Annotated in this window: 19 protein-coding genes and 5 tRNA genes; 11 read left to right on the forward strand and 13 right to left on the reverse strand. The window is 72.1% G+C overall.

Annotated elements, in window-relative coordinates; translation table 11 throughout:
- Window positions 1-193 precede the first annotated feature (193 nt).
- Together BXA10_RS17325 and BXA10_RS17330 are read right to left on the reverse strand one after the other, a co-directional pair.
- The gene (locus tag BXA10_RS17325) at window positions 194-1,153 is read right to left on the reverse strand and encodes a PDDEXK family nuclease (RefSeq protein WP_084752889.1); all 960 of its coding nucleotides are present in this window, start codon (window positions 1,151-1,153) and stop codon (window positions 194-196) included.
- 102 nt (window positions 1,154-1,255) lie between these two features.
- Window positions 1,256-1,768 carry a GNAT family N-acetyltransferase gene (locus BXA10_RS17330; protein ID WP_076471423.1) on the reverse strand — a complete coding sequence of 171 codons (513 nt, stop codon included), beginning with the start codon at window positions 1,766-1,768 and terminating at the stop codon, window positions 1,256-1,258.
- A gap of 235 nt (window positions 1,769-2,003) precedes the next feature.
- Between BXA10_RS17330 and BXA10_RS31540 the strand changes: the two genes are divergently transcribed.
- Genes BXA10_RS31540 through BXA10_RS17345 form a run of 4 tightly spaced genes read left to right on the forward strand, consistent with a single transcriptional unit; the run spans window position 2,004 to window position 5,313 of the window.
- Window positions 2,004-2,177 carry a hypothetical protein gene (locus BXA10_RS31540; RefSeq protein WP_175649231.1) on the forward strand — a complete coding sequence of 58 codons (174 nt, stop codon included), beginning with the start codon at window positions 2,004-2,006 and terminating at the stop codon, window positions 2,175-2,177.
- Between the two features lie 29 nt (window positions 2,178-2,206).
- Window positions 2,207-2,911 (forward strand): dethiobiotin synthase, encoded by a 705-nt coding sequence (gene bioD, locus BXA10_RS17335; RefSeq protein ID WP_076471495.1) that lies wholly within the window; start codon window positions 2,207-2,209, stop codon window positions 2,909-2,911.
- A gap of 54 nt (window positions 2,912-2,965) precedes the next feature.
- A complete protein-coding gene (locus BXA10_RS17340) occupies window positions 2,966-4,639 on the forward strand; it encodes a sensor histidine kinase (RefSeq protein ID WP_245828290.1) in 1,674 nt (557 codons plus the stop codon).
- A complete protein-coding gene (locus tag BXA10_RS17345) occupies window positions 4,636-5,313 on the forward strand; it encodes a response regulator (protein WP_076471425.1) in 678 nt (225 codons plus the stop codon). The genes BXA10_RS17340 and BXA10_RS17345 overlap by 4 nt, the downstream gene beginning before the upstream one ends.
- A gap of 19 nt (window positions 5,314-5,332) precedes the next feature.
- Here BXA10_RS17345 and BXA10_RS17350 read toward each other — a convergent pair whose 3' ends face one another.
- The 7 genes from BXA10_RS17350 to BXA10_RS17380 form a co-directional block, all read right to left on the reverse strand.
- A complete protein-coding gene (locus BXA10_RS17350; protein WP_076471426.1) occupies window positions 5,333-6,190 on the reverse strand; it encodes a polysaccharide deacetylase family protein in 858 nt (285 codons plus the stop codon).
- A gap of 68 nt (window positions 6,191-6,258) precedes the next feature.
- On the reverse strand, window positions 6,259-7,056 hold the full coding sequence (locus BXA10_RS17355) for an ABC transporter permease subunit (RefSeq protein WP_076471427.1): 798 nt from the start codon (window positions 7,054-7,056) through the stop codon (window positions 6,259-6,261).
- Window positions 7,053-7,988, reverse strand: a complete 936-nt coding sequence (locus BXA10_RS17360; RefSeq protein WP_076471428.1) for an ATP-binding cassette domain-containing protein — start codon at window positions 7,986-7,988, stop codon at window positions 7,053-7,055. Before BXA10_RS17360 ends, BXA10_RS17355 begins: the two co-directional genes overlap by 4 nt.
- A gap of 91 nt (window positions 7,989-8,079) precedes the next feature.
- The gene (locus tag BXA10_RS17365) at window positions 8,080-8,748 is read right to left on the reverse strand and encodes a class I SAM-dependent methyltransferase (RefSeq protein ID WP_076471429.1); all 669 of its coding nucleotides are present in this window, start codon (window positions 8,746-8,748) and stop codon (window positions 8,080-8,082) included.
- 211 nt (window positions 8,749-8,959) lie between these two features.
- Window positions 8,960-11,890 carry a M36 family metallopeptidase gene (locus tag BXA10_RS17370; RefSeq protein WP_139338024.1) on the reverse strand — a complete coding sequence of 977 codons (2,931 nt, stop codon included), beginning with the start codon at window positions 11,888-11,890 and terminating at the stop codon, window positions 8,960-8,962.
- A 662-nt stretch (window positions 11,891-12,552) separates the two neighbouring features.
- Window positions 12,553-13,134, reverse strand: a complete 582-nt coding sequence (locus BXA10_RS17375) for a TIGR03086 family metal-binding protein (protein WP_076471431.1) — start codon at window positions 13,132-13,134, stop codon at window positions 12,553-12,555.
- 72 nt (window positions 13,135-13,206) lie between these two features.
- A complete protein-coding gene (locus tag BXA10_RS17380; protein ID WP_076471432.1) occupies window positions 13,207-13,809 on the reverse strand; it encodes a TetR/AcrR family transcriptional regulator in 603 nt (200 codons plus the stop codon).
- Between the two features lie 276 nt (window positions 13,810-14,085).
- On the opposite strand from BXA10_RS17380, the gene BXA10_RS17385 reads away from it, so the two are divergent.
- The 3 genes from BXA10_RS17385 to BXA10_RS17395 all read left to right on the forward strand — a co-directional run bounded on the left by BXA10_RS17385 (window position 14,086) and on the right by BXA10_RS17395 (window position 14,352).
- Window positions 14,086-14,158: transfer RNA gene (locus BXA10_RS17385), tRNA-Gly, on the forward strand.
- Window positions 14,159-14,192: 34 nt separating this feature from the next.
- Window positions 14,193-14,263: transfer RNA gene (locus tag BXA10_RS17390), tRNA-Cys, on the forward strand.
- Between the two features lie 14 nt (window positions 14,264-14,277).
- Window positions 14,278-14,352, forward strand: a tRNA-Val gene (locus BXA10_RS17395).
- 167 nt (window positions 14,353-14,519) lie between these two features.
- Here the strand turns inward: BXA10_RS17395 and BXA10_RS17400 are convergent.
- Complete coding sequence (locus BXA10_RS17400; protein ID WP_076471433.1) at window positions 14,520-15,455, reverse strand: hypothetical protein; 936 nt, start codon at window positions 15,453-15,455, stop codon at window positions 14,520-14,522.
- 524 nt (window positions 15,456-15,979) lie between these two features.
- Here BXA10_RS17400 and BXA10_RS17405 point away from each other — a divergent pair.
- Entirely contained in the window at window positions 15,980-16,615 is a 636-nt protein-coding gene (locus tag BXA10_RS17405; protein WP_245828291.1) for a YceI family protein, read from the forward strand.
- Between the two features lie 180 nt (window positions 16,616-16,795).
- Here BXA10_RS17405 and BXA10_RS17410 read toward each other — a convergent pair whose 3' ends face one another.
- On the reverse strand, window positions 16,796-17,086 hold the full coding sequence (locus BXA10_RS17410) for a DUF6458 family protein (RefSeq protein WP_076471435.1): 291 nt from the start codon (window positions 17,084-17,086) through the stop codon (window positions 16,796-16,798).
- 151 nt (window positions 17,087-17,237) lie between these two features.
- Between BXA10_RS17410 and BXA10_RS17415 the strand changes: the two genes are divergently transcribed.
- Together BXA10_RS17415 and BXA10_RS17420 are read left to right on the forward strand one after the other, a co-directional pair.
- Window positions 17,238-17,310, forward strand: a tRNA-Gly gene (locus BXA10_RS17415).
- 53 nt (window positions 17,311-17,363) lie between these two features.
- Window positions 17,364-17,438, forward strand: a tRNA-Val gene (locus BXA10_RS17420).
- A gap of 158 nt (window positions 17,439-17,596) precedes the next feature.
- Here the strand turns inward: BXA10_RS17420 and BXA10_RS17425 are convergent.
- Window positions 17,597-18,919: a hypothetical protein gene (locus BXA10_RS17425; protein ID WP_076471436.1), complete on the reverse strand. Its 1,323-nt coding sequence runs from the start codon at window positions 18,917-18,919 to the stop codon at window positions 17,597-17,599.
- A gap of 19 nt (window positions 18,920-18,938) precedes the next feature.
- Window positions 18,939-20,507: a hypothetical protein gene (locus BXA10_RS17430; RefSeq protein WP_076471437.1), complete on the reverse strand. Its 1,569-nt coding sequence runs from the start codon at window positions 20,505-20,507 to the stop codon at window positions 18,939-18,941.
- 430 nt (window positions 20,508-20,937) lie between these two features.
- Here BXA10_RS17430 and BXA10_RS17435 point away from each other — a divergent pair, with 430 nt between their 5' ends.
- Window positions 20,938-24,018, forward strand: coding sequence for a S8 family serine peptidase (locus tag BXA10_RS17435; protein WP_139338025.1), 3,081 nt, complete (start codon window positions 20,938-20,940; stop codon window positions 24,016-24,018).
- Window positions 24,019-24,046: the final 28 nt, after the last annotated feature.

Raw genomic sequence — 24,046 nt, forward strand, 5'->3', positions numbered from 1 at the left:
TCTCCTCAGGATCGTCCAGGGGAGCGGCGGCGTCGATGGCACCGCTGGTGTCGCGTACTGTCGCGCGATCCGGGGCGGGCCAGCAACCGTACGCCCGTATGCCAGGACGGACCGTCCCGTCCCGCGCGCATCACCCGCCGACACACAGATCTTGGACAGTTGCCGTTAGCCGCGAACGGCAACTGTCCAAGATTCATCGTCCGAGTCGCCAGCCAGCGGCCATCAGGGCGCGCCGGACGGTGCCGGCAACCTCGTCCGGCCGCGCGCGCACGAGCCACGCCGGGAACCGCAGGATCCGATCACCGCTCGTCCAGACCGCGTTCTGTCGCCGCATGTCGGCCGCCCACTGGCGTACGTCCATGTGGTAGGCGCCGTCGATTTCCGCGTGCACCCGCCACTCGCGCCAGTACGCATCGAGCCAGCGGACGCGACCGTCCTGGTCGACGCGGCGTTCCTGCAGGTCAGGTCGGGGCAGCGCGTGCCGGCGACACAGCCGCAGAAAGTCGATCTCGGACAGCGCCTCGGCCCCGCCAGCGATGTCCTCGACCGTCTGCCGGATCAGGCGTCGGCGGGGCGCCCGAGGGAGCACGTCGAGCACCTCCCGCAACTCCTGCGGCAGTACCCGACGCTGCTGGCATCCTGCGGCCAGGGCGGCCTGCGCCTCGTCGATCCCGCACGCCCAGCTCGCCGCGTCGACCAGCGCCCGGGCCGTCGTGGTGCGGGTGGGGCGGGCTAGCTGGACGTGCTCCGGTGGCAGCACCGACGTCCGGTGCATCGCCACCGCGACCATGTCGATCGGCAGCCGGCGCAATGTGGTCCGGGCGGCCCGACGATCAGCCGGTACGAGGACGTGCACCGGTTCCCGGCGGAGTCCACGTACGCCGGCCTCCGCCCTGGCCGTCGCGCCGGCCAGCACGGCACCCGGGCCCGCGGCGAGCACAGCGACCCAGAGCTGCTGGTCGCGGGTCAGCCGTCCGTTGCCGGTGAGCAGGACGCCCCGGCAGATCGCGCGCCAACGGCCCGAGCGCACCAGCCCGCGTACCGTGCCCGCAGTGAGCAGTCGCGTCGCCTGGGCGGTGGTCAGTACGCCGGCCTGCTCGAAGGCCAGCCAGTCCAGGTTGTCGGCGTCGGCGCTCGGGAGTGTGGGGAACACCGGCCCGAGTCTGCAGACACGGCGAAGCAACCGCCGCCGGATCTTGGACAGTTGCCGTTAGCCGCGAACGGCAACTGTCCAAGATTTCACGGAAACGGATCGTCAGTGGGCCAGCTCGTCGGCGAGCAACTCCATCAGCAGCCCGTCGTGCCAACGTCCGTCCTCGCCGCGCTCGTACCGGCGCAGCACGCCCACCGGGCGGAAGCCGACCTTGGCGTAACCACGGATCGCCTGGGTGTTCCTCGCGGCCGGGTCGATGGTGAACCGGTGGTGGCCGTACGCCTCGACGAGGTGGCGCACCAGCGTACGGATCGCGTCGGGGCCGAGCCCGAGGCCGTGCACGTCCGGGGCGAGGAAGATGTCGAGGCTGGCGTGCCGGTAGTCCGGATCCTCCTCGGCGTACCACTGGATGGCGCCGACCACCCGCTCGTCACGGCGAACGGTGTAGACGGTCGTCGCCTCGTCGGCGATGTCGGCCTCGACCGCGGCGGCGAGGTCGTCGCTACCGCGCCACCAGCGCCGGACCTCCGGCGTGGCCCGGATCTCGGCCAGCGCCGGCACGTCCGCGGCCGTGGCCGGCCGCAGTGTCACCGCTCGCCCCTGCAGCTCCGGCACCGGACTCAGCCCCCGATCTCGCCATCCTCGACGTGGGTCGTCGACCGATCGCCCGGCAGCGCCGTCCGCCGACGGCGCCGCGCCGGTGCGCGGTCATCGTTCGGGCGGTCCACTGCGGACCGCCGGGGATTCGCTGGCATCGTCACCCTACAAGGCTTCCGCCCTGAGTAGCGCCCGGTCGCTGGGCGTGATCGTGGTCGCGGACGGGCCGAGTGGATCCGCGGGGCGGGATCCGATGGGTGGTAACTTCGCCCGGCGGAGGCGGTCGGCGGCGACCGCGTACGAGGCGACGGGGGTGACGGTGGCGGACCTGCTGGATGCGCGCGACCGTCGCGCCGAGCGGACGGCCCCCGCACCGCAACGGCTGGGCGCCGCCGGCCTGGACGTCATCGTGGGGTGTGAGCCGTGAACCCGGAGACCGAGCCGTGGCAGGGACCGGTGGTGGTGACCGGCACCGACACCGGGGTGGGTAAGACGGTGGTGACCGCGGCGATCACCGCCGCGGCCCAGGCCGCAGGCCTGCGGGTGGCGGTCGTCAAGCCGGGCCAGACGGGTACGGCCCCCGGGGGGCCCGGTGACGTCGACGCGGTGCAGCGGCTGGCCGCCCCGCTCACCGGACGGACGCTGGCGAGCTACCCGGATCCGCTCGCCCCGCTCGCCGCGGCCCGGGTGGCCGAGCTGGAGCCGCTGGAGCTGTACACGGCCGTCGACGCGGTCCGCGAGGAGGCCGAGAAGCACGACCTGGTGATCGTGGAGGGAGCCGGCGGGCTGCTCGTACCGATGGGGCTGCGCCCGTCAGGCGAGCCCTGGACGGTGGCGGACCTGGCCGTCTCGCTGGGCGCACCGGCGGTGGTGGTGACCCGGGCCGGGCTGGGGACGCTCAACCACACGGCGCTCACCCTGGAGGCGTTGGACCGCCGCGCGGTGCCGGCCGGGGTGGTCGTCGGCGCCTGGCCCACCGCGCCCGAGCTGGTCCACTGGGCGAACCTGAGCGATCTGGTGCCGAAGCTGCTCGGCGCGCTGCCGGCCGGTGCCGGCGCGATGGACCCGGGCGTGTTCCGGCGGTCGGCGCCGGGCTGGCTCACCCCGGCGCTGCACGGGGTGCTGGACGACTGGCGTGCCTGGGCCGAGGAGATCGGCTGAACACCTGACTTTCGTCGGTGTCCGCGCAGGTCGGCGGTGGGTAGCCTGGCCGCCGTGACCAGCTGGCGAGGTGTCCGGGAACGGCGCGAGGAAGGCGGCCCGCCGGGCCACCGGCCCCGACCGTGGGAGCGTGCGCTCCGGTACGCGGGGGCGGGGAGGACCGCCCTCGTGCGGGACGTGCTGCTCTTCGCGGTGCTCGCCGCGCCGGTCGGTTACGCCGGTGCCACACCACCCCATCCCCGGTACGCGCTGCCACTGCTGGTGGTCAAGCTGCTGATGCTCGCGACGGCGGTGGCCGTGAGCCGGCGTCGACCACTTGTCGCGCTGGTGTTGGTGGTGCTCGGTTCGCTGGTCGACGGCAACTTCGTCTTCGCCATCCCGGTGTTCAGTTACCTCGTCGGCCGGCGCAGTGCCGCCGCCGCCCCGGCCGTCGTCGTCTTCGCGCTGATCGCGGCGGGCGGTACGGTGCTGAACCTGGCATTGCTCGGCACCGCGGCAGCGACCTGGTTCCTGCTCGCCTCGGTGCTGCTCTTCGCCGGGGTCTTTCCGTGGCTGGTCGGCAGGTACCGGCGGCAGCAGCAGGAGCTGGTGGAGGCCGGTCGCCGGCACGCGGAAGCGTCGGCCCGGGAGGAGCGCGGCGCGGCCGAGCGGATCCGGCTGCGGGAGCGGGCCCGTATCGCGCAGGAGATGCACGACTCGCTGGGTCACGACCTCAGCCTGATCGCGCTGCGCGCGGCCGCCCTGGAGGTCGCGACGGACCTCGACGACCGGCACCGGTTCGCGGCGGGCGAGCTGCGGGCCAGCGTCGCTACCGCCACTGAGCGGCTGCACGAGATCATCGGGTTGCTCCGGGAGGAGGGCGCCGGCACCCGTCCCGCCGACGAGAACGTCGCCGAGCTGGTCGACGGCGCACGCGAGGCGGGGGTCGCGGTACGGCTGGACGCCGAGTTCGACGCGGACGAGCTGCCGACGGTGGTCGGCCACGCCGCGCACCGCGTGGTCCGCGAGGCGCTGACGAACGCGGCCCGGTACGCGCCCGGCGCAGCGGTGACGGTCAGCCTCTCCCGGTCGGGTGACCGGATCGAGGTGACGGTGGTCAACGTCCCGCCGCCGGCCGGCCCGCTGCCCGGTCCGCCGTCGCACGGCAGCGGCCTGCTGGCGCTCGCCGAGCGGGTACGCCTCGCCGGCGGCACGCTCGACGCCGGTCCTCGCGACGACGGTGGCTTCGCCGTGCGGGCCTGGTTGCCTCTGCGGCCGCGGGACGGGCAGGGGCCGGAGCCGGCAGGTAACCCGGTCGACGTGTCGGGTCCGGTGTCCCCGTCGAGGTGGCCGATGGACGGCGAGGAGCTCGCGCCGGACCGTGTGCGGCCGGCGGAGGCGCCGGCCGACGCGGAGCGGCGGCTCCAGGTCGCCCGCCAGCGGGTCCGGCGCAGTCTGCTGGCGGCGCTGGGCGCTCCGGCCGGTTTCGCGCTGGTGCTCTCGCTCGTCTACTACCCGGTGGCGACGGCCGGTACGGTGCTCGACCAGGCGGCCTTCGACGAGTTGCGGGTGGGTGCGCCGCGTGCCGACCTGCCGGGGCTGCCGCACCGGCAGCTCGACCGGCCGGCCGGCGCCGACCGGGACGGGTGCGAGTACTACACGGACGGGAACTTTCCCCTCGCCCAGCCGACGTGGCGGCTCTGCTTCGCCGGGAATCGGCTGGTCAGCAAGGAGCGGATCGACCAGTGACAACTGACGTGGCCGGGGCGGCATCGGTCCGGGTGGTGCTCGCCGACGACGAGGCGATGATCCGCGCCGGAGTGCGGGCGATTCTGGCCACCGACCCGACCATCGAGGTGGTCGCCGAGGCGGCTGACGGCCGCGCTGCCGTCGAGCTGGTCCGGGCGCACCGGCCCCAGGTCGTCCTGCTGGACATCCGGATGCCCAAGCTGGACGGGCTGAGCGCGGCGGCGGAGATCCGCCGCCTGGTGCCGCAGACGGCGGCGGTCATGCTCACCACGTTCAGCGAGGACGACCACATCGCCCGGGCGCTCGGGCACGGGGCGAGCGGCTTCCTGCTGAAGGCCGGTGACCCGCGCGAGCTGATCGCCGGGGTGCACGCGGTCGCCGACGGCGGCGCGTACCTGTCGCCGCGGGTGGCGCGCCGGGTGATCGAGCTGGGCGGCGGGCGGTTGGCCCGGCGTCCGGCGGCCCGGGACCGGACCGCCGCGCTCACCGAGCGGGAGCGGGAGGTGCTGGGACTGGTCGGGGCCGGCCTGTCCAACGCCGAGATCGCCCGCCGGCTCCACCTGGTCGAGGGGACGGTGAAGACGTACCTGACCAGCATCTTCACCCGACTCGAGGTACGCAACCGGGTGCAGGCCGCGATCATCGCCTACGAGGCGGGGCTCGTCGGGCAGTGATCGGCGGCGGCCTGGTCCGCTACTGGATGTAGTCCGTCAACAACGCCGGGGTGAGCCCGGACTTGTAGATCGCCCGCAGCGCTCCGAGCAGGTCGTCCATGAGCGCCGGCCGGAAGTGCATCAGCAGGACGTCGCCGGGCTTCACCACCTTCGTCGGGGTCTGGTAGCGCACCTTCCCCTTGTCGACGGTCTCGCGCCAGTGCAGGGCCGCGATCATCCCACAGTCGCGGGCGGCCTTCAGGGTGTTCGCGTCGCGGCTGCCGAACGGCGGGCGGAACAGCGTCGGTCGCTTGCCGAACAGTTGCTCCAGCTTGTCGGCCGCTCCGCAGATCTCGTGCTTCTGGTAGGCGTACGGCCGGCCGGGCAGCGACGTGTGCGTGATCGTGTGGTTCTCGATCACTCCGCCTGCCGCCTCGATCTGTCTGAAGTAGTCGGGGTGCGCGGCCGCGGCGGGGGAGTTCAGGAACATCGTGACCGGGATGTGCGCCTCCCGGATGAAGTCGATCACCGCGGACGGCCGGGCCAGGGCGCCGTCGTCGATGGTGATGAAGGCGACCTTCTGGTCGGTGGGCACCCGGAACCAGAGGGGAACCGAGGAGCCCGGGGGCAGCTGTACCCGTTGCGGTGGCGGCGCCGGAGGGAACTCCGGCACCTGGGCGAGGTACCAGGCCAACGTCTTGGGCGCGGGCGGGGCGGACGGGGTCGCGGGCGGGCTGGAGAGCGTTGTCGCGGGCGACGGCGGGGCGGACCGGCTCGGCCCACCGGAGGCCGGCGGGCTGCCGGCGGCGGGCCGAGCCCCGTCCGCGCAGGCGGCCGACGCGAAGAGCGTCAGTAACGAGAGGACGGCGAGGAAGCGACGGACGCGGTCTGACGGCACGCGGTTGAACGTTACTCACGAACCGAAAGGTTGCCGGGCCCGGGAATCCAGTGTTCCGGTCCGTCGGGTCAGGCGTCGCGGCGGCGCAGCGCGGCCCGGCCGAGCACGAGCGCGGCGACCGCCCACCCGGCCAGCAGCAGCAAGCCCCACGCTGCCCGGTAGGGCTCGGTGTCGCCCGCCATGAAGTGCCCGCCCGCGACGCCGGGGAAGCCGTCCGCGATCCTATTGAGGAGGGTGATGTCCGGCTCCTGAAGCGACAGCGGCACGATCATCAGGGTGGCGACGAGCACGATCAGGCTGAGTACCGCGCTGCGTAGCGCCGCGCCCAGCCCGAGGGCCAGCACCCCGACCAGCGCCAGGTAGGCGGAGACCGCCAGCAGGTCGCGCAGGGTGCCCGCCACCGGAGCGCTGCCCCACTCGCCGAGCACCGGCCCGGCCACCAGCGTGCCTACTCCGCCGAGCAACAGGCCGAACGGGAAGGTCACCGCCGCGGTCACGACGGCCTTCGCCAGCAGTACGCGGCCGCGCGACGGCGTGCACTGCAGCGTCGTACGGATGGTCCCGCTGGTGAACTCGCTGGTGACGACGAGCAGCCCGAGCGCGAGCACGGCGTACTGGGTGAGCTCCATCGAGCCGATGACGATGCTGCCGACGGTGACGATCCCGCGGTCGTCGGCCGGGTCGTCGTTGGTGTTCGCGTTGGCCGCGTAGATGGCCAGCTGTCCGGCGGTCGCCGCGGTCACCAGCACTGCGGCGAGCAGTGTCCACCAGGTGCTGCGTACCGACCAGAGCTTGGTCCACTCGGCGGCGACGATGCCGCCGAACCCGGCCGAGCGGGTGGTGGGACGGATGCGGGTGGCGGTCATCGGGTCTCTCCTGCCGGGCTGGGGACGCCGGCGTACTCGACGCTGTCGGCGGTCAGTTCCATGAACGCGCGCTCCAGTGACGCGCCGTGCGGGCTCAGCTCGTGCAGCCGCACGCCCAACTCGTACGCCAGGTCGCCGACCCGATCGACGGTGGAGCCGGTGACGGTCAGTTCGTCGGGCCCGGCCGGTTCGACGATGGCGCCGGCCGCCGTGAGCCGGTCGGCCAGCGTGGCCAGGCCGTCCGGCTGCGGGCTGCGTACCCGCACCGCGGCCGCGCTTCCCGCGATGACCTCGGCGATCGGTGCGTCGGCGAGCAGCCGTCCGCGCCCGATCACGACCAACTGGTCGGCGGTGAGCTGCATCTCGGTCATGAGGTGGCTGGAGACGAAGACGGTCCGTCCCTGCTCGGCGAGGAGGCGCATGAGCTGCCGTACCCAGCGCACCCCGTCCGGGTCGAGCCCGTTGACCGGCTCGTCGAACATCAGCACCGGCGGGTCGCCGAGCAGCGCGGCGGCGATGCCGAGCCGCTGGCCCATGCCGAGCGAGAGGGTACGGCCCGGCTTGGCGGCCGCGCGGTCGTCCAACCCGACGGTGGCGAGCACCTCGTCGACCCGGCGCGCCGGGATGCCGTTACTGCGGGCCATGGCCAGCAGGTGCGCCCGCCCGGAGCGGGCCGGGTGGATGGCCTTGGCGTCCAGCAACGCGCCGACCTCGAACAGCGGGTGCCGGAGGTCCCGGTACGCGCGCCCGCCGATCAGCGCCTCGCCGGCGGTGGGCCGGTCGAGCCCGAGGATCATCCGCATGGTGGTGGACTTGCCGGCGCCGTTCGGGCCGAGGAACCCGGTGACCCGGCCGGGTGCGATGTCGACGGTCAGGGCGTCGACGGCGGTGGTACGCCCGAACCGCTTCGTCAACCCACGTAATGTGATCATGCGCCGACGCTAGGCGTCCGGGCGCTCGTGACACCGCGCCCGAACGGCATCACGTACCCCTGACTTTCGTCAGGCGGCCGGATCCCGCTCGCTAGCCGTCGGCCTTCGGCAGGCCGGGCCGCAGCTCCCACACCGTGGTGCGCTTGACCGTGACGCTCTCCAGCGCCGGTGGCACCGGGACGTCGTACGCGGCGAGCTCGTCGAAGCGGTCCCGGGGCAGGAACGCTCGCCCGGGGTCGCCGACCAGCACCCGCGCCCCGGCCCGGGCGGCGCGGAGCAGGAACCGCAGCATCCGCCGGGCCATCGCCTCGCTGTAGAAGACGTCCCCGGCGAGGACCACCTCCGCCCCACCGGCGTCGCCGTCGAGGATGTCGCCGAACTCGGCGTCGACGCGTACCCCGTTGGCTTCGGCGTTGAGCGCGACCGCCGCGACCGCCAGTTCGTCCACCTCGACCGCGCGGACTGCGGTCGCGCCCGCCCGCGCGGCGGCGATCGCGACCAGCCCGGAGCCGGACGCGAGGTCGAGCACCCGGCGGCCGGCGACGAGCTCGGGGTGGTCGGTCACGTAGCGGGCGAGCGCCTGCCCGCCGGCCCAGGCGAAGGCCCAGAACGGCGGCGGCTGGTCGCTGCGGAACTCACCCTCGGTCAGTTCCCAGAGCCCGATCGGCTCGTCCGCCTGGTGCAGCCGCACCTCGGGAACGAACGGCACCGGGGTTAGTCGCGCGTGCAGCCGGACGAAGGTGCTGTTGAGCTCGGACACTTCGCCGATTCTGCCGCACGGGCGACGGCCGTCGGCCCGCGACCGGCCCGGGAGCGGGACCGCGACCGGCCCGGGACCGCGACCGCGACCGGCCCGGACCGCGCCACCACGAGCGGCGGATGCGGGGCCGGCTACGAACCGGCCCCGCCACGGTCGTGACGGGGCCGCTCGTCGGCGCCGGGGCCGGCCCACGGGCCGGCCCCGGCGACGGTCACTTCGAGAACGCCTGGAACTCGGCGATGCGGACCTGGTCGCGCGCCGGGCTGGCGGTCGCGCAGTCGGTCGTGGTCGCCGGGTCGGCGTCCTGCTCACCGGCGTACGCCGGCCCGCCCGTGCACTGGCTCGCCAGGACCTCCAGCCGCAGGTGGGTTGCCTGGGTGGTAGGCACCCGGAACTCACGGAGGTTGATGTCCCGGGTGTACGCCCGGTACGCCCCGCCCGGGAACGCGTCGCTCTTGCTCGTGTAGATGCGCGTGAAGTTCGCCGGGTCGGTGCAGTCGGCCTTCTTCGCGTTGCAGGCGAGCACCGCGAACGAGCGCAGCGAGCTGAGCGCGTTCTGGCTGCCGGCGTCGGCGTCCCCGCTGATGGCCGGGCGCAACATGGCGCTGACGTTCACCCGCTTCACCACGTGCGGCTTGTCGCCGGGCAGCGCCACGGTGACCTGCTTGCCGGCCACCCCGTCGAGCGAGGCCCAGTTCGTCGCCTCGGTGTCGTCGGCGACCCGGTCGAGGTTGACCCCGTCACCGCTGACCGTGGCACCGGACGCGGTGGACGCGAGGTTGCGGTCGAGCTTCAGGTCGAGGTGCCCGTTGTGGCCGGCCTTGGCGGTCACGCGCATCCGCTGGTGCCCGAAGCCGGGCGCCACCGCGATCAGGTCGTACGTCCCGGCCACCAGCTCGACGGTGTCCCCCAGCGCGGTCGCCGGGTCGGTGTCCGCGACCGGGGTGGCCCGCGCCTCGTACGCCCCGACGTAGAGCCGGATCGGCGCGTCGGCGCTCTCTCCACGCGGACGCAGCGTGAACGTCGCGTTGCCGCCGCTCGGCGAGGCGAAGCTCGGCGTGGGGTCGGTGTCGCCGGCGCCGTTGGTGACGGCGTCCCGGCCCATGCCGGAGCGGGCGAACTCGGCCCAGATCAGGTCCTGGTTCTTCCCGTCGAAGCGCAGCAAATCGGCGGTGAGCATGTTGTCGCGCATGTCGAGCATGCTCACCTGACTCGCCGCCTGCAGCAGGAACGAGTCGAAGACCAGCTGCGACCAGCGCCGGTTGCCCGGGCACCGGTCCGCCGGCACCTTGCCCTGCGCGCACTCCAGCTGGAGCTTCGGCGTGCCGAGGCCGTACCGCTTGACCATCGCGGAGCGGACCCGGTGATTGGTGGCACCCCAGATCTCCCCGTCGGCGTGCACGGCCGGGCCGCCGGTGTTGTAGCCCACGTCGGAGTAGTTCAGCGGGCTGCGGCTGAGGTCGTAGTTGCGGATGCCGCTCACCAGGTTGCCGGTGACGTAACCGCCGACGATGAACGGCGTCTCGCCGGGCGCGCGGAGGCCGTGCTGGAACAGGAACTCGGTCGCCAGCAGGTCGCTCCACGACTCACCCATCGATCCACCCTGGTGGCCGCCGATCCCGCTGTCCGGGCCGGCGATCATCCGGTTGCTGATGGCGTGGGTGTACTCGTGACCGATCACGGTCATGTCGTAGTCGCCATCGACACAGGGCGGGTACGGACCGCCGGCCTGCGGCTGCCACAGGTACATGTTGGTGGTCGGCGGCAGGCCGTCGCGCGGGGTGCCCTGGTTGGCGTTGTTGCGGTTGCCGCTCAACGCGCCCTGCTGGGCCCGGCCCTGCTCGGCGTCGCCGCCCAGGCCGTCCGGGGTCAGGTTGACCGCCTGCAGGTTCCACGCCGACTCGGTGAAGCCCAGCTGGTACGCCCAGTCGTGCATCCGGTTGTGCATGGCGAAGAGGTTGCCGATCGCGGCGTCCGTGTCGTTGCGCTGGGCCGAGGTGAACACCTCCGGGTTGCACTTCGCCTGGTGCCACTGGTCGGTGAACGGGTACTCGTACCGCCGCTCCGGGCTGGTCGTGGCGGGCACCATCGGGTTGCCGGCGCCCCAGGAGACCACCGTGTTGGCCGAGTTGCCGCGCGAGGTGAACGTCGGCGTGCCGGTTGCCGCGTCGACGTCCCAGGCGTTGCCGGTGGCCGGATCGCGGTACGCGTCCCGGCAGCCCGGCGCCGGGTCGGCGCACCAGCGGACCCGCGGGTCCTGCCCGGGGCCGAGGTTGCGCGGCGGGGTGGCCGGGAAGACCGCCCAGCTCGGGTTCTCCGAGTCGAAGTCGACCAGGTCCTCCCGGACCAGCACCTTCCCGGTGATGCCGTCGATGTAGGTGGTGAACGCCGCAGGGTGATCGCTGTCCGACCCGATCAGCGTCACCTCGTACGCGCTGCGCGGGCCCTCCAGCGGCGTCGGCACCGCGACCGTGCGCACGCTGTGGCTGGCCACCGCGGCGGCGTCCAGGCCGGCGTCGGTGAGCGCGGCCTCGTACGCCTGCTCCTCGCTGAGGGTGGCCGGGGTGGGCGTCGCGGCGTCCCGGGACAGCGACGAGCTGACCGAGAGCACCTTGCCCTTGCTGACGGCGAGGGTGACCAGGCCGTCGTACCCGGCGGGAAGGTCGCCGAAGCGCTGCCGGAGGGTGACCACCGCGCCGCTGCCGACCGGGCGGACCAGCACCCGCTCCATGTCGGCCACCGCGTCGGCGTCCAACCCGAACAGGTCGCGGTTGGCGGCGAGGTAGGCGCGGGCGGCGGCCTCCGGCTCGGCGGGCAGGCCGGTGGCGAGCGGGGCGGCGCCGGGGCCGAGCGCGTGCGGAGTGCCCAGCTTGTTCCACCGTACGTCCGGGTCGGCCTTGCGGGCGAGTCCGCGCTGGCGGGCGTCGGGCGCGGCGCTGCCGGCGCGGTTGTCGACGTCGGCGTGCTGGTATCCCTCGGCGAAGGGACCGGAGCGGCGCTCCGCAGGGGCGGCGCCGCCGGCTGGCGCGGCGGAGCTGATGCCGGTGGGCAGCAGCGCGGCGACCACCGCGGTCGCCGCCAGGACGGGGATGAGCCGGCGACGCCGCCGGCTCATCCAAGGTGACCACTCCGGGTGTGGCACGGGACCTCCTCGTGGAGCGACATGGCCGGCACCCCGCCGGCCCGCGCATGTTCAGACATGCGCATCTGTGGATACCAGGAGGTGTGCCGCCCGGCAAGGTCCGAGCGGCTAGTCGGTCCTTTCAGCCCATCCGGCCTACGCGTGGCAGCGCTCCCGTTGAACGAACCTGCCCCCGGCGCGCCCGTGCCGGGCCCGTCGGTCGGCGCCGCCGGGAGCGCCCGCCGGTACCGCGACTGCGCCGGCCGGCTGTCGGCGGCTGGTCGGCCGGCGGCGGTGGTGGCGGTGGCGGCGCGGGCGTCCCGCGTGGCGGTGGCGGGGCGGGCGTCCGGTGGCGGTGGCGGGGCGCGGTGGGGGTGGCGCGGCGGCGGTGGCGTCCCGCGGTGGCGTCGGGCGAGGAAGTCGTGTGAGCTCGACGCGGCGGGCGGACCCTGCCGCTGACGAGCCGCCACCGTGGGCGGACGTCGCGTCGACGAGGTTGATACCTCAGAGGCATATTTATGCCTCTGAGGTATCAACCTCGTGGTGATAATCGGCCCGGTGGCCCGGTGGCCCGGTGGCCCGGTGGCCCGGTGGCCCGGTGGCCCGGTGGCCCGGTGGCCCGGTGGCCCGGTGGCCCGGTGGCCCGGTGGCCCGGTGGCCCGGTGGCCCGGTGGCCCGGTGGTTCAGCCGGCCGGCGTCCAGTGTGGGTCGCGGCCGAACGCGGCGATCAGGCGGTCCTGCGCGTCGGCTTCGGTGGGCAGCTCCACACCGGGCCGGGTCAGCTGGGCGCGCTGGTAGTCGACGGCGTGCCTCGCGAACCATCTCGCGCACTCCCGGACCGCGTCGGCGTCCAGCCGAGGGTCGTCGCCGACGGCGACAGCCAGGTCCCAGCCGTGGATGAGGTGCTCGGCGAGGAGCTGGTGCAGGTACTCGGTCGCCGGGAGGGCGCCGGAGGAGAGGTGGACGGTGCGCATCAGTGCGCCGGGGTGGGACGCGGCGATCTCGGCCTGCGACGCGGCCTCCCGGGCGGCCGCGATCGGATCGCCGCCGAGTTGGTCACCGTCGAAGCGGTCACCGACCTCCGCGACGCTGCGGCCGGCGAACAGCGGAACGCTCCACCGGGCCTCGTGCACCACATGGTTGACCAGCGTGCGGACATCCCAGTCCGGGCAGGGGGTCCGCGCCGACCACTGCCGGGGGCTGACCCGCTCGACCCGGTCGATGAAGTCGGCCAGGCTGCGGCGATAGCTCTCCAACAGGTCCATGTCGCCGATTGTCGCGGCGACCCGGGGTGGACCGAGTCGCTATGCCCGGTCTTCCCACGTGGGGCTGCTCGATCAGTCCAGCTCGGTCGGGTCCAGGCCCAATTCGCGAGCGGTGACCAGGCGGACCCACTCGGTGAACTGCCGCCGGGAGATCACCCGGTCGTGCACCGCCAGCTGAACCGCCAGGCCGTCCATCACCGCGCTGATCCGCCAGGCCGCGCCGGCCGGGTCGGCGCACTCGAAGGTGCCGTCACGTACGCCGTCGGCGATGACCGTGGCGAGGTCCTCCCGCCAGCGCAGGTCCAGCCGGCGGGAGACTCGCTCCAGTTCGGGGGTACGCAGCGACTCCGACCATCCGTCGATCCACACCGACCAGGAGGTCGGGCGCCCGGCCGGGGCGTAGAGCTTGATGATCCGGCGCAGCTTGGTCAGCGGCGGGGCGGGAGAGCGGACCACCGCGTCCAGGCGGGCCAGGTCCTGCTCGACCGCGTACTCGAAGGCCTGGGCGAGCAGCCGTTCCTTGGTGGCGAAGTGGTAGAAGACAAGCGCCTGGCTCACCCCGGCGGCCTGCGCGACGTCGGCCGTTCGGGTGTTGGCCAGACCGCGCTCCGCGATCACGTCGCAGGCCGTGCGCAGCAGGGCATCCAGGCGGATCTCGGCCGCACGTCTCGTCACGATCGTTACCGTAGTCCATCCGGATGAATACGGGCAGTTATGATCGAGTGGCTTTCGGCCTGTCAAAGAGTCGGAATCCGGACAGTTCGTCGAAACTCTGTAACATCGAGGCGTAGGGCAGGCTCCTAGGATGCTCTACGCGATGCGGCCGTCCGGCTCGGCCGTGGCCGATTCGGTCGAACAGGGTAGGGACGCGCCGAGTGGGCACCCCGAGTTGGCAACCATTCGCCACCTCGGCTAGAGTTCTCATCCGTCACCGGGGAACGCCGATGACGTGCGGACGTAGCGCAGTTGGTAGCGCATCACCTTGCCAAGGTGAGGGTCGCGGGTTCGAGTCCCGTCGTCCGCTCGGAGATGCCGCCACGCATGACGGGGGCAACCTCGGTGGGGTGGCCGAGAGGCGAGGCAACGGCCTGCAAAGCCGTGTACGCGGGTTCAAATCCCGTCCCCACCTCGTAGCACAGACTCGGGCGATTGGCGCAGTGGGAGCGCGCTTCCTTGACACGGAAGAGGTCACTGGTTCAAACCCAGTATCGCCCACCAGTTGGATGAATAGCTGAAACAGCTCGGCACCGGACATCGGTGGCGAGCTGTTTTCATTTCTGCCGCTGGGCCGCTGGGCCGCTGGGCCGCCGGCGACCCGGCCGAACTGCCGCCGCCGGCGGGTCCCGGCGGCGGGCCCCGGCGGCAGGGCGGCGCGACCGGACCGGTCAGAGTTTGGGGATGACCGCCGCGATCGAGGTCGCGAGGAGCGGACCGATGATCACCAGCCCCGACTGGAGTTCGCTCAGGCTGGTGCGGTTGACACCGAGGATCTCCTCCAGCTTGATCCGGTCCTCCGCCGCGTCGATCAGGTCGGCCTTCGGCACGTGGGCGATGTCCGAGAACTCGTCCACGTACACCTGGCAGCGCCGACGCAGCAGGGTCGCCGACGGGATGTGCATCAACGCGATGAGGATCGAGCCGGCGGCGCCGATGATGAGCGCGGTGGACTGGGGGATCGTCTCCGAGCTGCCCCAACCGACCGATGCGGCACCGATCAGCACCAGTACGAGCAGCAACGAACCCATCATCTGCAGCACCCGGGCGAGGATCCGGCGCAGCCGCATCAGCGCGGCCAGCTGCTCGCCGGGAGTGCCGGTGAGACCGCGCATCGAGACGACGCGCAGCCCTGCGAGGGTCGCCCCGGCCGGTAGGGCCCCGAGTATGACGATGCCGAGGAAGACCCCGAACCGCCAGGTCAGTCCGCGGCCCAGGATGGCGTGGGCGGCGGCCACCGCGCCGGCCACCAGCGCGAGGAAGACCAGCACCGACGAGAAGACCCGTCGGACCGGGACGTGCTGGATCTGCTGGAGGTCGTGCCAGCGAGCCACCCCGGAGCCGATGGTCGATCCGCTGAGCGCGCCGAGCAGCCCGGCGGCGGACGCCCACAGCAGCCACTCGTTACGGGACTCCGGCAGGAGCCGGTCGGGGCTGGTGTACGCGACCCCGAGCGCCGCGGCCGCGCCGATCATCATCATCAGCATCCGTACGACGCGTGGCCAGCCGGCGAGGCCGAGCGGGCGCGGTGTGGTCACCGGCGGCGGCGTTACGGCTTGCATCGGGGCGGCGGGCGTCGGCGCGACGGGCGCCTCCACGGCGGTCATGGCCGGGAACTCTAGTCGATCTTCCGCGCTCTGGCCGCCCCCAGGGATGGGGCGTGGAGTGGGCGTCGCGACTCCGTCCCGGCGCGTTCTTCCCCGCCAATCGTGATCGCGGGCGGGCGGCAGTCGAATCTGTCGCAATTGCTGGCTTTCTCATACGTGCACAAGGGCAAACAGTTCCCGCAGGCTCGTGAGATTCTTCACGCCATTGAACTGCTTCGCGGAGCCGGCACGGGTGATGAGATCGACGCTTGTCACCGCTCTGGTCGCGTCCCATCGCGCCGAATCCCTTTGCTGGCAGGGGATCTGCCGTACGGGCGGGACGTGCGGGCATTCGGGTGTCGGGTGCCAGCCACTCGCTGGCATCAATTTCACTCCCCCCAAGGTGAATTCGACACGCCTTACTCTGAGCGCCGGGGCAGGCGTCCGCGGCCCTCGCGGCAGGTACGGCGAGCGGCCAGGCGGACCCGAAAGTCAGGGAAAGGCACGAAACGATGACGGGTCCAGCCACAAGGGTGTGGAAGGGCATGACGATCCCGGCCGCCGGCACCTATGAACTCGACCAGGCGCACAAGCGGATCGGTTTCGTGGGCCGGCACATGATGGTCAGCCCGGTGCGTGGCGAGTTCACCGAGGGGAAGGCCCGGATCGTCGTCGACGAGGATCCACTGCACTCCTCGGTGGTGGCCACCATCCGATCGTCGAGCATCGTCACCGGACACGACGACCGGGACGTGCACCTGAAGAGCCCCGACTTCCTGGACGTGGAGCGTTACCCCAGGCTGGAGTACCGCAGTACCGGGATGATCCCCCAGGACGAGGTCGATCCGATCTTCTTCTGGGCGCGGCTGCGCGGAAACAACCGCCTCGGGCGCCGCGTCGGGAGCGACCTCGGCGCGCCGCCCGCTCGTGCCTCGGGTCGCTTCGTCCTCAAGGGTGATTTGACGATCAAGGACATCACCCGGCCGGTCGACCTCCAGGTGGAGTTCGGCGGCACCCGTACGGACCTGTCCGGGCAGGAGATCTTCGGGTTCACCGCGACCGCCGAGTTCGACCGTGAGGACTACGGCCTGCTGTGGAACGTCGCGCTGGAGGGCGGCGGCGTGCTCGTCGGCAAGAACGTCCGCATCGAGATCGCCGCCGAGGCGATCCGCCAGCCCTGACGAAGGCAGCGCCGATCGCCCGGGCCGGTAGGCGAGCTGGCTGGGTAGTCTTTCACGGCGCGTACGACGAGTCGACGCGCTGAGGCACGACCGAGCGGGCCGACCACCTCGTCATGAGGAGGTCGGCCCGCCGGAAGCTCGAGTCCGCCGGGCTCGGCAGGTCGATGGCGGCGGTCGGCGTCACAGCGGCGGGGCGACGTCCCGGCGCTCCTCGACTCGGCGGTACTCCACCGGCTCCTCGACCCGGCGGTACTCGACCGGCTCCTCGACCCGGCGGACCGGCTGGTCGGTGGTGACCACCTCGGCACGGCGGCGACCCCAGATGAGCGTGGTCATGATGAGGCCGAGCACGCCGGCCGCCATCAGGATCCAGCCGACGACGTCGAGGTCGATCCCGCCGACGTTCGCGTCGAGCGCGAAGGTGAGGATCGCGCCGACCGCGATCAGGAAGATGCTGGTTCCGATACCCATGACAGCCTCCTTCTGCGGGGATGTGGTGCGCTGTCGGGAGACTCAGTACCCCGCCGTCGAACAGCGCAACCACGCAACCCGCCGGGTACCGTGCGGGGCGATCTTGGGATCGGGTACAGTTCTCCCTGTCACCGGCGCTCGCCGGGGATGTGCGGACGTAGCGCAGTTGGTAGCGCATCACCTTGCCAAGGTGAGGGTCGCGGGTTCGAGTCCCGTCGTCCGCTCGCGGATCCACCTGACGGATGCCTGGCTGTTCCGGGCCGCAGGTGGTCACCACGGGCGATTGGCGCAGTGGGAGCGCGCTTCCTTGACACGGAAGAGGTCACTGGTTCAAACCCAGTATCGCCCACCATCTTGAGCAGAAGGTCCACGGCTCGTCACCGGTGTCGGTGACGAGCCGTAGTGCATCTGGGCCGCTCCGCGGTCGCCGTGGCCCGGGGGCCGACCCGTCCGGCGGCCGCGGTCCTCGCCGCACTCGCGGGGGAGGACCACGGCCGGCCGGGCCCGGTGTCAGCCGACGATGCGGACCGGCCCGCAACCGAAGAAGGTGAAGGTGCCGGCCGGGTCGGTGAACTTGCCGATCAGGCAGCCTTCGGTGTCGCCGGGTGCGAAGCCGCCGTCGGCGGCGCGGAAGTGCAGGACGGCGTCGAGGTCGGCGTCCCGGGTCCGCTCGTCCAACTCGTAGCTGCGCTCGTCGTGCCGCCGGTTGTGCGTCTCGGTGGCGCCGCCGCCGTCGAGCACCACCGCCCGGTTCCCGAAGCGGGCGGTCGTGGCGACGACGGTCCGGGCGTCGAAGGCGAGCGGGTTGCCGTACTCGCCCGCCGCCGTGGTGAGCACCGCCAGGGGCGTGTTGTTCCCGCCGGCGCCCAGGTTGATGCTGTTCGGGTCGCCGCCGGGCTTGATGTTGACGGTGACCGGCACCGCGCAGTCGATGGTGTGGGTCGTGGACCTGGTGTTGTTCGCGGCCACCAGGTCGACGTCGGCCGGGTGGGTGGTCGCCACCGTGGCGGTGAAGGTGACGGTGTGCTGGCCCGGCGTGTCGCACCGCACGGTCCACTGGTCGGACTCGGTGACGTCGGCGCCGACCGCGACGCCGGGCAGCGTCGCCGTCCGGGTGGCCGGGGTCACCGTCACACCCGATCCGGCCGTCGCCGTCGTGGTGAGTGCCGCGTCCGCCGGGCCGTCGGGGCCGTTGTTGGTCACGACGGTGCCGACGGTGATCGTGGCATCCTTCCCGACGAGGCCGATCGGCGGTGCGGCGGTCACGGCGACCGCCTCGACCGCGAGGTCGGCCCGGAGGCAGTCCTCGTCGTCGGGGTGGGCCAGGCAGAAGTCGTGGATCGCGTCGGTGAGGTCGGCTCGTACGATCTCGTCGGCGGCCGCGATGTCGGTGACGACGATGGTGGTCGCGTCCCGGTCGAACGGGGCGATCCAACGTCCCGACGCGTGCGGGTTGAGCCGGCGGGTCTCACCGCCGCCGGGTGCCTCCTCGCCCAGCTCCCACATCGGGTGCCAGTCGTTGAAGGTGCCGATCAGGTCGCCCGACCCGCCGAGCACGTCCACCTTGGACAGCGGTGGCGCGCCCAGGTGGGAGGGGGCACGCTCGTCGACCACCTGGATGTCGGTGACCGTGGCGTTGGCGCGGCCGTTGAACGACGCCCGTACGACTATCGACTTGGCCTCGTCCGCCGCGGCGTCGGCGGCGAAGTCGGGGATCGGTTGGATCGTCGGGTCGTTGGCGGGATCCGAGAGGGCCGGGGCCCCGGCCCAGAGCGCCACGCCGACCGCGACCGGTAGCAGCCACCAGGCCAGGCGGCGGGAGTTGGTTGTCATGCGCATCGTCCTCATCCCCTCAGCACTTCGCGCCGCGGCACTCGGCGAAGTACCACTCGATGCGTCTGGTGTCGGCCGCCTGGGCGGTGGTGTTGTCCACCATCAGGTCGTTCGTGGCCGGGTCGGAGACCGACCAGTCGAAGTCGTCCCAGTTCTCGATCTCTTCCTCGAACTCCCGGCAGTCCGAGGCGGTCCGGCCGAGGTCGGGTGCGTCGTCGGCGCAGTCCTCCGGCTCGTCGTAGACGTTGGGGTAGACGTCCTGCTGGTAGTAGCCGCCGTCGCAGCAGTACTCGTCGGCGAGCCCGAACGGACGGTGCCCGGACTCGTGGCGGATCGTGCTGAAGCTGGTGTTCTCGCCGGAGAAGACGTTCGAGCCGCCCATCGCGCAGTCGCGGAACGAGTCCACGTGCACCACCATCACGCTGTCGGCCCAGCCCGAGTCGGGTACGACGTGGTCGCAGCCGTCCTCGGCCGGGTCGGCCTGGCCGGTGCCGACCTGGAGCCAGAAGTTCATCGCGTCCTGGTGCACGAGGAACGGGTCGTAGCTGTAGAACGAGTTGTAGATGATCTGCTGCACGTCCGACTGGAACTGCGGGTCGGCGGCGCCGTTGTAGTCGTCGGAGTCGCCGACGAACACCCAGTCCACCCGGCTGTAGGTGCTGCCGGTGTAGAGCACCGGGACCTCGTCGCCGGCGCCGGCGGTCGCCGCCACCGACCGCCATCCGGTGAAGATGGGGACGCTGTCGTCGACGCCGCGGCAGCCGTAGCTGAAGCTGCCCCCGCCGGTGATGGTGTGGTTGTACGTGAGGGTGAGCGAGTTGGCCGTGCTCACGTCCGGGGCGGTGCGATCGTTGACCCAGATCTCGAGCGTGTCGGCCCGCGCTGGGGTGAGCGCGCCGTCGAGGAACTCCGCGGTGATGGTGACGGTGTCGCCGACCTGCGGGAAGAGCGGTGTGTGCATGCAGCGAATCCGGATGCCCGGGGCGGCCGGAGGTTCGGTCACCTCGACCCGCAGCCGGATGGAGGCCGACTCGTCGGGCGTTCCGGTGCTGGTGAACACGCCGCAGCCGCCGTTCAGGTCGCCGCTCACCGTGCAGGCGTTGAGGTCGACCGTGAAGCTGAGCGACTGGTCGGTGTCGTCGTCGTTGTCCGTGGGGTCGTCCGGGTCGTCGCCGTCGGGATCGAGGTCGGCGAAGTCGTCGTCGAATCGGAGGAAGCCGTCCTCGTCGCGGATCTCCAGGTAGATCGGGACGGTGCCGCTGGAGAGGGCCACCTGCTTGGAGAACTCCCAGTTCGGTTCGATCGTGTAGGTGTCCTCGAACGGGTCGCTGGCCGGGGTGTCCTCGTTGTTGAACGACTCTCCGGCGATCTCCACGTAGCTGTAGAAGTCGGGGTCCTCGCCGAAGTCGTGGCCTTCGACGCGCTCGACGGTCACCCGGACCGTCATGTTGAGATCGGCCGCCGCCGCCGGGCTGCTGAGCACCAGGACGGGCAGCAACGCGCTGACGAGTACCGGGACGACGGGTATCGCCCCCAGACGTCGCCGCCAGCCCACGGCGGGCTCGGCGGCGTACACCACTTTGGTCATACGGACCTCATTCGAGCAGGTGGCCCGGATCCCGGGGATCGGGCTGCGACGGGAAGAATGCCTGGTGGGACGGGTAGGCACGTCGGAGCGTATGCGTCGGGTGACCGGCTCATTCCGTACAGTCAGCTACCGGATAGGCGCCCGGGCGGGGTGCGGACGAGCGGTGGACGGGCCGGTGAACGTCCGCCGTGGACGGTGAACCGGTCGATGTCTGCCGGGTCTCCCGGCGGTCGGTCGGGGGTGACCGAACGGTCGCTCGACGCGGCTCCCGGCCCGCCAAATGACATGGAAAGTACCCGTGACGTTACGAGATTGTTTCCAAGGTAACGGCTGGGTTGCGGGCGCTTCCGCGTGATCGTTCGTCGCTCCTACCTTTCGGCCACCGTCACCATCCGCGTGACGGCCGGCACACGACGTGGAGGACAACGACGTGCCAGAACCGAACGTGCAGAGGTCCGGGCGCACCGTGCGCGGGGTCGGCCTGCTGGCCGCCGCGGCACTGGTGGCGGCGAGCCTGACGAGCGTGGCGGGAGGTGCCGCCGCGGCCGCGCCGACCAGCAGCGGCGGGCCGACGGCCCGGTACCTCGTCCAGCTCGACGAGCAGCCGCTGGCGACCTACACCGGCGGCGTGGCCGGGATCGCGGCGACCAGGCCGGCCCGGGGCGGCAAGCTCGACAAGAACTCCGGGAACGCCACCGCCTACCGGGAGCACCTGCGCCGCAAGCGCACGGACGTGCTCAAGGGCGTGGGTGTCACGGCACAGCCCCGGGTCACGATGGAGACGGCGTTCAACGGCTTCGTGACGGAGTTGACCGGGCCGCAGGCGGCCCGGCTGCGCGCCACCCGCGGCGTACGCGCGGTGTACGCGGACCGCAGGGTGCACGCACTCACCTCGCACACCCCCGACTACCTGGGCCTGACCGGGCGCGGTGGGGTGTGGCAGCAGCAGTTCGGCGACGTCGGGCACGCCGGCGAAGGCATGATCATCGGGGTCATCGACAGCGGTTTCTGGCCGGAGAGCGCGAGCTTCGCGCCGCTGCCCACCCCGCGCCCGGACCAGGCGGTCATCGACGCCAAGTGGAAGGGCACCTGCGACGTCGGTGTCGAGGCGGCCGTCACCTGCAACAACAAGGTGATCGGGGCGCGCTGGTACAACGACAGCGGGATCGCCGACGCGTTCCCCGACGACTTCCTCTCGCCTCGCGACCGGAACGGTCACGGCACCCACACGGCCAGCACCGCCGCCGGTAACAACGGCGTGCGGGCGACCTCGGGCGGTCGCGACCTCGGCACGATCTCCGGCATGGCGCCGGCCGCCCGGCTCGCGGTCTACAAGGCGCTGTACGACGACGGCGCCGGCTCGGCGGTCGGCAGTGAGATCGACATCGTGCACGCCATCGACGACGCGGTCGCCGACGGCGTCGACGTGATCAACTATTCGATCGGTGACGACAACGAGACCCTCAACGCGATCGACGCGGCGTTCTTCAACGCCGCCGCGGCCGGGGTGTTCGTTTCCGCTGCCGCCGGCAACGCAGGCCCCACCCCGAGCACCGTCGACAACTCCAGCCCGTGGGTGACTACGGTGGCCGCGACCGCCACCGACCAGCAGTACACCCGCACGCTCACCCTCGGTAACGGCACCACCGTCGAGGGTGTGGGCATGGGCGAGACGAGTGTCGGGCCGGCACCGCTGGTCACCGCGCGGGACAGCGCGATCGACCCGAACAACACCTACGCCGCCGAACTCTGCGCCGACGACGTCCTGGACCCGGCCAAGGTCAAGGGCAAGATCGTGATGTGTCTGCGCGGCGAGATCCCGCGCGGCGACAAGAGCATCGCCGTCGCCCGGGCCGGGGGAGTCGGCATGGTGATGTACAACGACACGCTGAACTCGCTCAACGCCGACGTGCACGCGGTTCCGTCGGTGCACATCAACGAGGTCGACGCCGCGACGGTCCTCGCGTACGTCGCCGCCGGCAACGCCACGGCGACCATTTCGCCGAGCACCCTGGAGACGGTCGAGGCGCCCTCGGTCGCGGCGTTCTCCTCGGCCGGTCCGTCGAGGTTGAGCGCCGGCGACCTGCTCAAGCCGGACATCAGCGCCCCGGGCGTGGACGTCGTCGCGGCGTTCTCGCCGTCGGCGGGTGGTAACGACTTCGCCCTGGAGTCCGGTACCTCGATGGCCGCGCCGCACATCGCCGGCATCGCGGCGCTGGTGCTGGCCAAGCACCCGGACTGGTCGCCGTCGGCGGTCCGTTCGGCGCTGATGACCAGCGCGGTCGACCGTACCGACAAGGGCAACCCGATCAAGATCGGCACGTACGACGCCAGCCCGCTGAACTACGGTGCCGGTGAGGTGCGGCCCGGTGGCGCGTTCGATCCGGGACTGGTCTACGACTCCAACCCGCAGGACTGGCTGCAGTACCTGTGCGGGCTGGACGCGGACCGGGCCAGTGAGACCGGGGCGAACGTGGAGGGCTGCGACGAGATCGGCGCGATCGACACCGTCCAGTTGAACTACCCGTCGATCGCCCTGGGCCGGATGGTCGGCAAGCAGAAGGTCACCCGTACCGTCACCAACGTCAGCGACCGGACCAGCACGTACACCGCGTCGGTCGAGTCGCCCGCGGGTTACCAGGTGAAGGTCACCCCGGCCAAGCTGACCGTCCGCCCCGGCGAGACGGCCCGCTTCACGGTCGAGGTCACCAACAGCGGCGGCGCGTTCGACACCTGGGCCGACGGCGCGCTGACCTGGCACGACCAGTACCGGCACGACGTACGGGTCCCGCTGGTCGTGCACAACAGTGGGCTGATCGCCCCCGACTCGATCACCGGTTCCGGCACCTGGGGCAGCGTCAAGATCGCCACCGAGGCCGGCTACCAGGGCAAGCTGGTCGCTCAGCTCACCGGGTTGACCGCCGGCACCAGCAACGCGGTCACGCTGCGCGGCGAGGGAGCCTCGTGGGACTGGTCCTCGCTGGACAACCTGCCGAACCCGCTGCCCGCGTCGATGTACCGCAGCACGCTGCACGTACCGGCCGGCACCCGTGACCCGCACGTGCTGGTGACCTCGCAGCTGCCCGCCTGCTCGGCCATCGACTGGGACGACGAGGAGGGGGTGATGGCGTGCACCGAGTACAGCGTCTACGTCTACGACACCGCCGGCAAGTTCGTCACCGCCACGGTCAGCTCCCGCCGCGGCGCCAAGGTGGACCTGCCGGCCGCCGGGGACTACGTCCTCGTCGTCGAGCAGGGGTTCGTGGAGAACCTGCCCGCGGATCAGGACGGCGTCGGGTACACCGTCACCACCTACCTGCCGGGCGCGCCGGGCAGCTCCACCGGCAAGCTCACCATCGATCCGAAGCAGCGCACGGTCCAGCCGGGCGCGAAGGCGAACCTGACGCTGCGGTGGTCCGGCCTCGAGCCGGGGGTCCGCTACGTCGGGCAGCTGGAGTTCCGCAACGGTGACGGTCCGCTCAAGACCGTGCCGATCACCGTCGAGTCCTGACCCACCTCCGGCCCGGCGGGCCGGCGAC

It is taken from the genome of Micromonospora avicenniae (assembly GCF_900156065.1).
In the GTDB taxonomy this organism is placed as follows: Bacteria; Actinomycetota; Actinomycetes; order Mycobacteriales; family Micromonosporaceae; genus Micromonospora; species Micromonospora avicenniae.